The organism is Sedimentibacter sp. B4, from assembly GCF_000309315.1.
Lineage (GTDB): Bacteria > Bacillota > Clostridia > Tissierellales > Sedimentibacteraceae > Sedimentibacter > Sedimentibacter saalensis.
Genome location: NZ_CANG01000955.1, coordinates 14,107 through 27,446, shown reverse-complemented (window position 1 = coordinate 27,446; position 13,340 = coordinate 14,107). Strand labels below are relative to the sequence as shown.

The following is a 13,340-nucleotide window of genomic DNA, read 5'->3' as shown; positions in this document are numbered from 1 at the left end:
TATGTTTTAATCAAGGAGGTTATTATGACTATTATAAAATTGCCGTATGGCAAAGAACACGTTTCATTGGAAATTCAGGAAGAAAGATTAAATGCAGTGCTTGTAAGCGAACTGCATCACTATAAACCGGAAATGGGCCAGACAGAACTGGTAAAAAACGCAATGGATAATCCCATAGGCTCAGAAAAACTTTGCGACCTGGCAAAAGGAAAAGAAAAAATCGTGATTATTGCCAGTGATCACACAAGACCTGTACCAAGCAAAATAATCATGCCTCTCATGCTTGAAGAAATAAGAAAGGGAAATCCTGAAGCGGATATTACAATTCTTATTGCAACAGGCTGCCACAGGGAAACAACAAAAAATGAACTTGTTCAAAAGTTTGGTGAGGAAATTGTAAATAACGAAAAAATTTACATTCATGACTGCGATGATGACAGCATGCTTGTAAAATTAGGAATCCTTCCCTCAGGAGGCGAGCTCATTATCAACAAGCTTGCCCATGAAGCAGACTTGCTTGTTGCAGAGGGATTCATTGAACCACACTTCTTTGCAGGCTATTCAGGGGGAAGAAAAAGTGTGCTTCCTGGAATAGCAAGCCGCCAGACGGTGCTTGCTAACCACTGCTCAGAATTTATTGCTGATCCTAAATCAAGAACCGGTATTCTTGAAGGAAACCCAATCCACAAGGATATGATGTGGGCTTCAAGAAAAGCAAATTTAGCTTATATTGTAAATGTTGTTATAAATGCAGAAAAGGAAGTTATATATGCAGTTGCAGGAGATATGGAAAAAGCTCATGCCAAGGGATGCGAGTTTCTTTCAAAGCTCTGCAGAGTTAAGGCGGTTCCTGCTGATATTGCAATTTCCACAAATGGAGGCTATCCTCTTGACCAGAACATTTACCAGGCAGTAAAGGGTATGACAGCTGCAGAAGTGACTGTCAAGCAGGACGGTATAATAATCATGCTTGCAAAATCAAATGATGGCCATGGCGGAGATGTATTTTACAATACATTCAGGGATGAGGCAGACATTAAGAAAACTCTTGATTTGTTTATGTCAAGAGACAGAAACAAAACAGAAGCAGACCAGTGGCAGTCACAGGTTTTCATTCGTGTTCTTCAAAAAGCCAGGGTAATTTATGTTTCGGATTCAGACGATCAGACTGTCATGGACTTTCACATGATACCGGCAAAAAGTGTTGAAGAGGCATTGAAAAAAGCTGAAGAGATACTTGGCAACTCTAAAGCAACGGTTACAGTTATTCCTGACGGAGTTTCTGTAATGGTAATAGAATAAGGTGATGATTTTATGAAAAAGGTAATTTTGATTCCCGATTCTTTTAAAGGCACATTAAGTTCTGAAGACATATGCAGCATTATGGCCCAAAATGTGAAAAAGCATTTTGCTGATTGTCAGGTTGTGTCCATTCCTGTGGCAGATGGAGGAGAAGGCAGTGTTGACTGCTTTCTTTCAGCCGTTGGAGGAGAAAAAATAACAAAGATTGTGAAGAATCCGTATTTTGAAGACATGGAGTCTTTTTACGGTACAATCAATGGTGGAGAAACTGCAGTCATAGAAATGGCAAGCTGTGCCGGTCTTCCATTAGTGGAAGACAGAAAAGACCCTAAAAAAACAACAACCTATGGTGTTGGACAGCTTATTATGGCTGCAGCACAAAAAGGCTGTAAGAAAATCATTGTTGGTCTTGGTGGTTCGAGCACAAATGACGGGGGATGCGGAGCTGCTGCAGCTGTAGGCGTAAAATTCTTCAACAAACAGGGAGAAGAGTTTATACCTGTGGGAGGAACATTGAAGGATATTGCAAAAATAGACTTGTCCAAGCGCTCTGGCCTTATTGCTGACATTGAAATTGTAACAATGTGTGATATTGACAATCCTATGTTTGGAACAAAAGGAGCAGCATATATATTCGGGCCTCAGAAGGGAGCCGACAAAGACACTGTTGTTGAACTTGACAATGGTCTTAGAAATTTATGCCATGTTATTAAAAGTGACATAGGCATTGATTTGGAGGACGTTCCAGGAGGAGGCGCAGCAGGAGCAATGGGTGCCGGAATGATTGCATTTTTTGATTCTAAGCTTCAGATGGGCATTGAAACGGTGCTTGATACTGTAAACTTTGACCAGGTAATTCAAGATGCCGACATGATTTTTACCGGCGAGGGTAAAATTGACACTCAAAGCTTGAGAGGCAAGGTTGTAATAGGGGTTGCCAAAAGAGCAAAGAAGAAAAATGTTCCTGTTACCGTAATAGTCGGGGGGGCGGACTGCGGAATTGACGATGCCTATGAAATGGGAGTAACATCTATATTCACAATAAACAGACTTCCTGAAGACTTTGCTGTGAGCCGCACAAAAAGTAAGGAAAATATGGAAGCAACCATGGATAACATTTTAAGGCTAATGAAAAGTGTAAATAAAAATAAATAATTCCTGCAACTAAAATTGTTTCCAATAAAAAGCCTGTTCAGCACTATCAGAACAGGCTTTTATTAATATAAAATTAACGTTTTGTCTTCTGAATGATGGGTATATTATATAGGTAATAACTACGATGAAAACACATAGGGGTGACGCATGAATAATTTTGATGAAAGAAAAGAAAATTTAAAGGAATATGTAAAAGGGCTGGGGGCCAGGGCCGACGGTCAGGAGTTGTATCTAAGACACAAAGAATTCATTGAAAAAATAACTCCTCAGGAAGCTTTTGAAGTTTTTAAGAGTATTCTTGATGAAGGAGCTGAGCCTCATGATATTTTGATTTATCTTGACAAGGCAATAAATGCATTTTTCAAGAGTTTGTCAGACTATAAGTGGGAAAAACCACAAAATGACAACTATATTGATGACATGGTCAAGGAAAACAAAGCATTGGTTGAAAAAACAGATGAAATAAAGATTTTGTTAAAAGAACCTGACTTAAAAGTAAAAAAAGAAAAAATACTTGAAAAACTTTTGGAACTTGAAAGTTTCAATGCTCATTATATCAAAAAAGAAAACATACTGTTTCCTTACATGGAAAAAGCAGCACCAAGGTTTGAAGGACTTTCTGTAATGTGGGCTCTTCACGATGAAGTGAGAGAACAATTAAAAACAGCAATTCAAACCACAAAGGATGAAAGCTCCAATGAACAGCAGATAAACATTTCGATAGCAAGATTGTTTTTTGGAATTCTCGGAGTGAAGAAAAAAGAAGAGCTTATATTGATTCCTGCTGCCTGTGAAGTATTAAGCGAAAAAGACTGGTATGAAATGCACAGACAAAGTTTAGAATATGATTTTCCGTTCATAAATAAGGACAAGGAAACTTTTATGGAATCACCATCTCACGAAATGTCTGCTGCAGGTGTTTTCAGAACTGAAACAGGTGAAATGAACTTTGAAGAAATATTGATGGTATTTAACGCCTTGCCTGTTGACCTGACATTTGTGGATGAATTCAACAAAGTCAGATACTTTAGTAACTCAAAGGACAGGATTTTTCCACGTTCCCCCGCAGTTATAGGACGAAGCGTTAACAACTGCCATCCTCCCCAAAGCGTCCACATTGTTGAAGAAATAATACAGAGCTTCAGGGAAGGAAAAGAGGATTCAGCAAAGTTTTGGATTAATATTAAGGGAAGACTGATTTTGATTCAGTATTTTGCTCTGAGGGATGCTGCAGGCAAATATAAGGGAGTTCTTGAAGTGAGCCAGGACATTACGGACATCAAAAATATTGACGGTGAAAGAAGGCTTCTGACCTGGGAAAAATAAATATCTTGTGACAATGTCACTTAAAAATTAATATGTTGTGATAGAATTATATTATGAAAGAAGGGATTTTATGAAAAATGTTACATTGTTTACATCAAAGACATGACCTTACTGCACTATGGCAAAGGAGTTCCTTTCAGAAAATAATATCCACTATGTGGAAAGGGATATAGGTGCAGATCCGGAAGCACGCAAGGAAATGATGAGAAGAAAAGTGACCGGAGTTCCGACATTTTTAATCGGAGATGACGTTGTTGTAGGACTTGACCAGCAAAAGATATTAGACCTTGTAGACCACAGGGTCAAAGCATGTTCTGTATGCGGTACAAAGATGCGTGTTCCAACAGATAAGGGAAAAGCAGTCTTAAAGTGTCCGAACTGCAAGAATCAAATTGAATAACAACTGGTTGTCTTTATTTTGAACACTAAATACATGGCAGACGGAGTTTTTTAATTAGAAATGATGGCAATCTATTATGTTTCCAAACGTAAGGTGTTTGGTGCAAATTAGTGCGTAAAGATTGTTGTTGCAAAAAACATAAAAAAGATGTTGACAATAATTGTTTTTGATTATATCATGTAAAAAATATATAACGGCTGTGACAGATGAAAGTAAATCTGACGAATCTAACAGGGAGTACCCGTCGTAGACTGAAAGCGGGTATTAGAGAAATCATTTTGAAGTTCCCTCTTGAGCTGACTGGATGAATTAAGTAGTCCAGGACGTATTCCCACGTTACAGGGATAGAATATTATTGTATTCGAAAAAGTGCAGCACATGCTGAATTTGGGTGGTACCGCGGAATTATAACCTTTCGTCCCTATTTAATTATAGGATTCGGAAGGTTTTTTTATTTATAAAAAATTATATTATCGGAGGCAATTATGATACTTGTACTTAAAAACGGAACAAAGGAAGAAGAAATATTAAAAATAAGAGAGATGCTTGACAAATACGGCATACAGGTCAATTCAATAGTTGGCCAGAGCACAACGGTGCTGGGACTTGTGGGGGACACTACTGTCCTTGACATAAACTCCATATACCTGAACAAGAATGTTGAAAAAATCATCAAGGTGCAGGAGCCATATAAAAAAGCAAACAAAAAACTCCATCCTGAGAACACCGTAATTAAAGTTGGCAACATGGAAATAGGAGGTCCAAATGTTGTCGTTATGGCAGGACCTTGTTCTGTGGAAAGCAGGGAGCAGATAATAGACATTGCCAGAAATGTCAATGATGAAGGAGCTTCAATTTTAAGGGGAGGAGCGTGGAAGCCGAGAACTTCGCCATATTCTTTCCAGGGTCTTAAGGCTGATGGGCTGGAGCTGTTAAATCTTGCGAAGGATGAAACAGGGATGCCAATAGTTTCTGAAATAACCAATGCAGCCCACATAGAGATGTTCCTGGACTCTGTTGATATTTTTCAAATCGGTGCCCGCAACATGCAGAACTTCGAGCTGCTTAAAGAAGTCGGAAAAACAAACAAACCCGTTCTTTTGAAAAGAGGATTTTCAAATACACTGGAAGAGCTTCTCATGTCTGCTGAATACATCATGAGCGAAGGAAACGAAGATGTTATTTTGTGTGAAAGAGGAATAAGGTCCTTTGAAACATACACAAGGAACACTCTTGACATAAGTGCCATACCTGCTCTTAAGAAACTCAGCCATCTGCCGGTAATTGTGGATCCAAGCCATGCTGCAGGCATGAACTGGATGGTTGAACCCCTGTCTATGGCAGCAGTTGCTGCAGGTGCTGACGGACTTATTATTGAGGTTCACAATGATCCTGCCAACGCTCTTTGTGACGGTGCACAGTCGTTGACTTACGGTGAGTTCAAGGAAACAATGAGAAAGTTAAAAATGATTGCAAATACAGTTGGAAGGACAATGTAGGTGATTTATGGACTATGATTATTTGATAGGAAAATTAAATGATTATGATGCAGCAATGAAGGATTTGTTCGAAAAACGCATGGCTGTTCTGGAAGAAATAATACTGGCAGACAAAGAAAGAACCGGAGATTATGACATGGAATATAAGTATTTTCTCAATATGCAAAAATCCATGGATATGAGATACAAATACAAATTGAATCCTGTTCTTGAAAAGCTCGATTTCGGATGCAGGGAAAAAAAAGAGGTTGAAGTTGTATGTTACCAGGGACTTGAGTGCTCATATTCCGAAAGTGCTGCAAAATCGCTGTTCAGTGAGGCTAAATTAATTAACAGACTCACATTTGAAGATGTGTTTAAATCAGTGTATGAAGGAACAGCAGACATTGGAATTGTACCCATAGAGAATTCAACTGCAGGTTACATAAATGATGTTTATGACCTCCTTTTAAAGTATGACTTGTTTATTAACCACACATATGAGAAGAAAGTTGATCACTGCCTTGCTTGCTGTATTGATACCAATCCTGAAGACATAAGGGAAGTTTATTCCCATCCTCAGGCATTGGCTCAGTGCAGCGAATATATCGCAAAACACAAATTTATAGGAAAGGATGAAATTAACACAGCCATTGCGGCTCAGAAAACAGCTGAACTTAACAAGAAAAGCACTGCCTGTATATGTTCTGAAGAAGCTGCAAAGCTCTACGGGTTAAAAATAATTGAAAAACAAATCAATGATCAAAAAAAGAATTACACCCGTTTTGCAGCAGTTTCAAAAAAACTGCTGGTTGAAGATAATCACAATAAAGTGAGCATAGTTTTCAATGTTCTTCATGAAACAGGCTCCTTAAGTGAAGTGTTATCAACTTTTGCTTATTATGGCTGCAATTTGTCATACATCAACTCAAGGCCCAATCGCATAAGCACATGGGAATACATGTTCTATGTGGATTTTGAGGGCAATTTATGTGACAACAAAATAAAGTCAATGCTTAGCCAGCTTAAGACGGAACTTCCATACATGAAAATACTTGGAAGTTTCAAGGCTTAAAATAATAATGATTTATGCTGCTAACTTCAATTTTTAAAATAATTTGTTGACATCCAGATTTTATGTGATACAATACATATAATTTAAATGAAATCAGGAGGATTAGAATGAAAGTTGTAAATAAGTTTATGGCGGCTAAATTGTATAACTATTATTTTAGTAATTATTATTACTATTATTTTTGTACAAAAAAACTGCATAGATTTATTTATAAAGGATCAAAACTTAAATTCTTATCTTATGATTATGCTTAATCTATAATTATAATATTTGGAAATCAGGAAGAGTCCTTGGGGACTCTTTTTTATTTTATTAAAATCCAGGAGGGCAACATGATATTAGTAATCAACAATCAAGCAAGCGAAAAAGAAATTGAAGATGTAAAGAAAAAAATTCATCAATTCGGGTGTGAAGTGTACGAATCAATGGGCCTTAATCATCATATTCTTGGGGTTGTAGGGGATACAAGCGACATAGAATCCGGAACTTTCCAGACAATAAGCATAGTCGACAAGGTTATTCTTGTGCAGGAACCTTACAAAAAAGCAAACAGGCTTTTTCACCCAGACAACACTGTGGTTGACGTAAATGACAGATCAATTGGGGGTAAAAAGCTGGCAATAATTGCAGGACCTTGCTCGGTTGAAAGTGAAGAGCAAATTTTATCCATTGCTAACTCTGTAAAAAGTTCTGGGGCAGGATTTTTAAGAGGAGGAGCATTTAAGCCAAGAACATCCCCTTATGCATTCCAGGGACTGAAAAGAGAAGGGCTTGAGCTTTTAAAATTTGCAAGGGAAAAAACAGGGCTCCCAATTGTGACGGAAATAATGTCTACGGAATTTCTGGATGAATTTGTTGAACAAGTGGATGTTATTCAGGTTGGAGCAAGAAACATGCAGAATTTCGACCTTTTGAGGCAGCTTGGTAAAACAAACAAGCCGATTCTCTTAAAAAGAGGGTTGTCTGCTACAATTGAAGAACTTCTCATGTCTGCTGAATACATCATGGCCGGTGGAAATGAAAATGTAATATTGTGCGAGAGAGGAATAAGGACATTTGAAAAATACACAAGAAACACTTTGGATTTAAGTGCCATACCTGCCATTAAAAAGCTCAGCCACCTGCCTGTAATAATAGATCCCAGCCATGCGGCAGGATTATGGTGGATGGTTGAACCAATGGCAAAAGCAGCAGTTGTTGCAGGGGCAGACGGGCTGATAATTGAGGTACACAACGATCCGGAAAATGCTTTGTGTGACGGTGCTCAGTCAATAAAGCCTGAAAAATTTGACCGCCTAATGGGAAAACTTAAGATACTTGCCCAGGTAGAAGACAGAGAAATCTAGAGGTGCACTATGGATATAACATGTGATTTTAATATTACAATTGTAGGGTTGGGACTCATAGGAGGTTCCATGGCCAAATCTATAAGGGAAAATTTAAGTGTTAAAAACATATGGGCCTTGGACCTTGACAGGGGTGTACTGAAGGAGGCCCATGAGTCGGGAATAATTGATGATTTATTTGAGGATGATAGAATTCCACTGAAAGATTCTGACATAGTAATTTTGTGTACGTACCCTAATGCAGTTCTTGAGTTCATGAAAAAAAACAGGGATAATTTCAAACACGGAGCTTTGATAACAGATACATCCGGGATAAAAGAAAAGATTGTACAGGGAGCAAGAGATGTTCTAAGGAGTGACTGCGAATTCATAGGAGGTCATCCAATGTCCGGCAAGGAAAGCATGGGCTACAAATATTCAGACGGCAGCATATTTCAAGGCACAAATTACATCATAACGCCTGATGAGAAAAGCAATAAAGAATTGGTATTGCTTTTAAAAGAAATTCTATTTACAATAGGATTTAAGAGAATAATTGAAATGTCACCAAGAGAACATGACAGGATAGTTGCATACACAAGCCAGCTTCCACACATACTGGCATGCATCATGATGAACAGCAAGAGTTTTGAACTTAGCAAAGACTTACATGGCGGGAGCTTCAGGGATATTACAAGAGTTGCAGACATAAACTGTGAGTTGTGGACTGAACTCCTTCATGAAAATAAACAAAATATAGTTGCAGAACTTGAAGCTGTAATTGATGATATAAATAATATTTCCAAAATGATTGACAACGATGACATTGATTCCTTGAAGTCGGTTTTTAAAAACAGCAGCATGCTGAGAAAAGAGATGAACTATGAAAAAGCTTAATATGAATTTAGGAAGTATTACAAGCAATATTATTATAGAAAAAGGAATTATAAAAAATGCAGGACGTGAAATTAGAAAAGTTTACAGCAACATTAAAATTGCTGTTGTAACAGATGAAAATGTGTTCGGCTTATATGGTGTAATACTTGAAAAATCCCTGGCTGCAGAAAATTTTACTCCAACATTCATAGTTATAAAGCCAGGGGAACAAAGTAAGACAGTTGATACTTTGAAACATGTGTATTCAAATCTTGTGAGCATGGGAATTACAAGAGGAGATTTGATAGTTGCCCTTGGAGGCGGAGTTGTTGGAGATTTGGCCGGATTTGCAGCTTCAACATATTTGAGAGGTATAGATTTTGTACAAATTCCCACATCACTTCTTGCACAAATAGATTCAAGCATAGGAGGCAAGGTTGCAGTAAACCTTGATGAAGGAAAAAACTTAATAGGAAGCTTTTATCATCCGAAACTTGTGCTTGTGGACCCGGAAGTGCTGAACAGTCTTCCTGAGAAGTTTGTGAAGGATGGTCTTGGAGAAGCCATAAAGTATGGATGCATAAGAGACAAAGAATTGTTCAGTATGCTTCTTGACATAAAAGGCCATTTTGAACTTTTAGATAATATTGAAGACATTATTTTCAGATGTTTAAGCATAAAAAAAGAAACGGTTGAAATGGATGAAAAAGACAAGGGCATCAGAATGCTTTTGAATTTTGGTCACACCATAGGCCATGCCATTGAAAAATATTTCAACTATGAAAAATATTCTCATGGTGAAGCTGTTTCTGTTGGAATGTACTGGATAACTAAAAAAAGTGAGGAAATGGGTATCACTGAAAAAGGAACATCGGATAAAATTAAGGGTGTACTTGAAAATTACGGTATAGAATACATAATCCCTCATTTGGACAGAGAAGAAATAATTAAGAATATTTTGGTTGATAAAAAGAACATATCAGGAAAATTGAACCTCATACTTTTAAAAGACATTGGAAATGCATTTATTCACACAATACCTGAAGAAGAAACAAGCAAATTTATTTAATGGAGAAATATATGTCTGTAATTAAAATTAAGCCAGCAAAATTAAATGGAAAAATATATGCTCCACCGTCAAAGAGCATGAGCCACAGAGCAGTAATTTGCGCAGGCTTAAGCTCTGGAGAAAGCATAGTTGAAAATGTTATTTTGTCAGAAGATATCAAGGCAACCATGGACGGCATGATACAGCTTGGAGCTGAAATTGAAGTTTCAGGGGATGGTCCTTACAGTACTCTTTGCATAAGAGGAAGCAAAGGAAATGTTTCAGAAGCTTTCATAAACTGCAGGGAGTCGGGATCAACCCTCAGGTTTCTCATACCTGTGGGACTGATGCTTGCAGATAAATGCACATTTACCGGTTCCGGAAATTTGTCCAAGAGGCCTCTTGACGTGTTTTACGAAATATTCAAAAGAGACAGCATAGATTATGAAGCCAGTGATGGGCAGCTGCCTTTAAAAGCAAAAGGAAATCTCAAGGGAGGAACTTATGAAATGACAGGAGGGGTAAGCTCTCAGTTTATTTCAGGGTTGTTGTTTGCACTTCCTCTTCTTGAAAAAGAATCATCAATAATGATAAAGGATAAATTAGAATCTCGAGGCTATGTGGACCTTACCATAAACATGCTTGAAAAATTTGGCATTTCTGTAGAGAACCAAGACTACAGGGAGCTAAAAATAAAGAAGGAATCTACATATAAGAATGCCCATTACAGAGTTGAAGGAGATTATTCACAGGCTGCGTTCTTTATAGTTGCACGAGAAATAGGAAACAATGTGGATTGCCTTGGATTAAACCTGGACTCACTGCAGGGAGACAAGGAAATTGTAGATATTGTCAGAAAATATGACAGTGGGAGTGAAGAAGTTACAATAGATGCATCTCAAATACCTGATTTAGTGCCAATTCTTACAGTACTGGCATCCCTTAAGGATGGAGTAACTACAAATATTATCAATGCAGAAAGATTAAGAATAAAGGAATCTGACCGCCTGAAGGCTATTTCAACAGAGCTTGGAAAGCTTGGGGCAATAATAGAGGAACGAAAAGACGGACTTATTATTAAGGGAAAAAATGATTTAGACGGAGGGGCAGTTGTTGACAGCTGGAATGACCACCGCATAGCAATGTCTCTTGCAGTGGCTGCAACAAGGTGCCGTGAAGACATAATACTTAAGGACTGCATGGCAGTCAACAAGTCATACCCTAACTTCTGGGAAGATTATAAGATGCTGGGAGGCGAAATAAATGAGTTCAATGATAGGCAATAAATTAAAATTAAGCATATTCGGTGAATCTCACGGCAGTGCCATAGGTGTTGTAATAGACGGCCTGCCTTCCGGACTTGAAATAGACACTAATTTCATAGAAAATCAAATGGAGAGGCGTGCGCCGGGAAAAGACAGTTTTTCAACAGCTAGGAAAGAAAGCGACAAGCCAAATATTGTAAGCGGCTTGTTTGAAGGAAAGACTACAGGAAGCCCCCTTTGCGCAATTATATTAAATGAGGATACAAGGTCAAAAGACTATTCATATCTTAAGTCTGCCATGCGCCCGGGACATGCGGACTATACGGGACATGTGAAATATTCAGGCTTCAATGACTATCGAGGAGGAGGACACTTTTCGGGAAGAATTACAGCTCCTCTTTTGTTCGCAGGTGCACTTGCCATGCAGGTTCTTGAAAGTTATAAGGGAATTTTAATAGGAACAAGAATTAAAAAAATATATAACATTGATGATAATAGTATTTTTGAAGAAAATCCTGAGACTATTTTGAATATGAAGAACATGAATTTTCCTGTCATAGATGAGCAAGCAAAAAAACTCATGCAGCAGGAGATATTGAAGGCTAAAGAAGAGGGTGATTCTGTTGGGGGAGTTGCAGAAACAATCATACTCAACATTCCTGCAGGATACGGTGAGCCATTCTTTGATTCTGTGGAGAGCAAAATTTCACACATGATTTTTTCCATACCTGCAGTAAAGGGAATTGAGTTCGGACAGGGTTTCAACATAACAAACATGAGGGGCTCGGAGTCAAACGACCCATACTATACACAGGATGGAAACGTGTTTTTAAAAAGCAACAACAATGGAGGAATCCTTGGGGGCATTACAAACGGAATGCCGGTTGTTTTCAGGACGGCTATAAAGCCTACACCGTCAATTTCTAAGCTGCAGGAAACAATAAATGTTTCAACTATGGAAAACACAACACTGCAAATAAGCGGACGTCACGACCCCTGCATTGTGCAAAGAGCGATTCCTGTAATCGATGCAGCTGCTGCACTTGTTGTTCTTGATTTAATCATGGAACGGGAAGGTGAACTTTTTTTCAACAAAACTAAAGGTGACATATGAAAAACATTGTATTGATTGGAATGCCCGGAAGCGGCAAAAGCACGGTTGGACTCATGCTTTCCCAAAAGCTTTGTATGAAGTTTATAGATATGGATGAACATGTTGAAAAAATGGAACATAAAACAATCAAGGAGCTTTTTGCTATAAGCGAGGAATGTTTCAGGGATGCAGAAACAAGATGCGCCGAAGAGCTGAGCAAAATGGATAATTGCATCATATCTGCAGGCGGAGGAATAATTAAAAGGAAAGAAAATATTGACTTCCTTAAACAAAGCTCCACCATTGTGTTCATAAACAGATGTGTGGAAGACATAGTATCTGACATAGACATGAGCACACGCCCCCTTCTAAAAGACGGAATAAAAAAAGTATATGATTTGTATGATGAAAGAATAAAATTGTATAAGTCATACTGCGATATAGAAATTTTAAATGACGGATATATTCAGGAAGCAGTTAATAAAATCATAAGCAGTGCTGAAAAGCATGACAAAGGTAAAAAAGGTATCTGCTGAAGATGCCTTTTTTAATTTGTAGGGTTGTTATGCCATAACATTTCTATTCAGGAATTTGACAAACTAATAATATAGGAGTATTATTAATAATTGTTAATATAATTATAAAGAGGTGAAAAAAATGGAAATGTTGATGGTGATTCTTAAAAAAGTTGAACTAGTTGATGAAGTTATGCAAAAATTAGCTGAAACAGGAGTTAAAGGCGGTACTATCGTTGAAGGAACCGGTATGGCAAAGGCTTTGGTCAACATGGAGGATATTCCAATTTTTGGAATGTTAAGACACATGCTTGTTGATGAGGAAAAAATGACAAGCAAGCTGTTGATATTTGTTTTGAAGGAAGAACAGGTAAAGGTAACAAGAGAAACAATTAAGGAAGTAATAGGTGATCTAAGTGAGCCAAATACAGGTATAATGTTCTCTATCCCTATTAAAGATGTGGAAGGATTTGGTGAGTAAG

At 37.8% G+C, this 13,340-nt stretch carries 13 protein-coding genes and 1 other annotated feature; all 13 genes read left to right on the top strand.

Annotated features, from left to right (window positions below):
* Nucleotides 1-24 precede the first annotated feature (24 nt).
* The 13 genes from larA (at nt 25) to BN358_RS18005 (ending at nt 13,339) form a co-directional block, all read left to right on the top strand.
* Complete coding sequence (gene larA / locus BN358_RS18065) at nt 25-1,302, top strand: nickel-dependent lactate racemase (protein WP_019229920.1); 1,278 nt, start codon at nt 25-27, stop codon at nt 1,300-1,302.
* A 12-nt stretch (nt 1,303-1,314) separates the two neighbouring features.
* On the top strand, nt 1,315-2,457 hold the full coding sequence (locus BN358_RS18060) for a glycerate kinase (protein ID WP_019229919.1): 1,143 nt from the start codon (nt 1,315-1,317) through the stop codon (nt 2,455-2,457).
* Between the two features lie 147 nt (nt 2,458-2,604).
* Complete coding sequence (locus tag BN358_RS18055; protein ID WP_019229918.1) at nt 2,605-3,783, top strand: DUF438 domain-containing protein; 1,179 nt, start codon at nt 2,605-2,607, stop codon at nt 3,781-3,783.
* 70 nt (nt 3,784-3,853) lie between these two features.
* Entirely contained in the window at nt 3,854-4,183 is a 330-nt protein-coding gene (locus tag BN358_RS18050) for a glutaredoxin (RefSeq protein ID WP_083851656.1), read from the top strand.
* A gap of 190 nt (nt 4,184-4,373) precedes the next feature.
* Nucleotides 4,374-4,609 (top strand) — a binding site (T-box leader).
* A gap of 59 nt (nt 4,610-4,668) precedes the next feature.
* Complete coding sequence (gene aroF, locus BN358_RS18045) at nt 4,669-5,682, top strand: 3-deoxy-7-phosphoheptulonate synthase (protein ID WP_019229916.1); 1,014 nt, start codon at nt 4,669-4,671, stop codon at nt 5,680-5,682.
* Between the two features lie 7 nt (nt 5,683-5,689).
* Nucleotides 5,690-6,736: a prephenate dehydratase domain-containing protein gene (locus BN358_RS18040; protein ID WP_019229915.1), complete on the top strand. Its 1,047-nt coding sequence runs from the start codon at nt 5,690-5,692 to the stop codon at nt 6,734-6,736.
* 332 nt (nt 6,737-7,068) lie between these two features.
* On the top strand, nt 7,069-8,082 hold the full coding sequence (aroF, locus tag BN358_RS18035) for a 3-deoxy-7-phosphoheptulonate synthase (protein WP_019229913.1): 1,014 nt from the start codon (nt 7,069-7,071) through the stop codon (nt 8,080-8,082).
* Between the two features lie 9 nt (nt 8,083-8,091).
* Nucleotides 8,092-8,958 (top strand): prephenate dehydrogenase, encoded by an 867-nt coding sequence (locus BN358_RS18030; RefSeq protein WP_019229912.1) that lies wholly within the window; start codon nt 8,092-8,094, stop codon nt 8,956-8,958.
* On the top strand, nt 8,945-10,006 hold the full coding sequence (gene aroB, locus BN358_RS18025) for a 3-dehydroquinate synthase (RefSeq protein ID WP_019229911.1): 1,062 nt from the start codon (nt 8,945-8,947) through the stop codon (nt 10,004-10,006). The genes BN358_RS18030 and aroB overlap by 14 nt, the downstream gene beginning before the upstream one ends.
* 11 nt (nt 10,007-10,017) lie before the next feature.
* Nucleotides 10,018-11,271, top strand: coding sequence for a 3-phosphoshikimate 1-carboxyvinyltransferase (gene aroA / locus BN358_RS18020; protein WP_019229910.1), 1,254 nt, complete (start codon nt 10,018-10,020; stop codon nt 11,269-11,271).
* Nucleotides 11,249-12,364 carry a chorismate synthase gene (aroC, locus tag BN358_RS18015; protein WP_019229909.1) on the top strand — a complete coding sequence of 372 codons (1,116 nt, stop codon included), beginning with the start codon at nt 11,249-11,251 and terminating at the stop codon, nt 12,362-12,364. Before aroA ends, aroC begins: the two co-directional genes overlap by 23 nt.
* On the top strand, nt 12,361-12,879 hold the full coding sequence (locus BN358_RS18010) for a shikimate kinase (RefSeq protein ID WP_019229908.1): 519 nt from the start codon (nt 12,361-12,363) through the stop codon (nt 12,877-12,879). The genes aroC and BN358_RS18010 overlap by 4 nt, the downstream gene beginning before the upstream one ends.
* A gap of 121 nt (nt 12,880-13,000) precedes the next feature.
* Nucleotides 13,001-13,339, top strand: a complete 339-nt coding sequence (locus BN358_RS18005; RefSeq protein WP_019229907.1) for a hypothetical protein — start codon at nt 13,001-13,003, stop codon at nt 13,337-13,339.
* Nucleotide 13,340 lies beyond the last annotated feature (1 nt).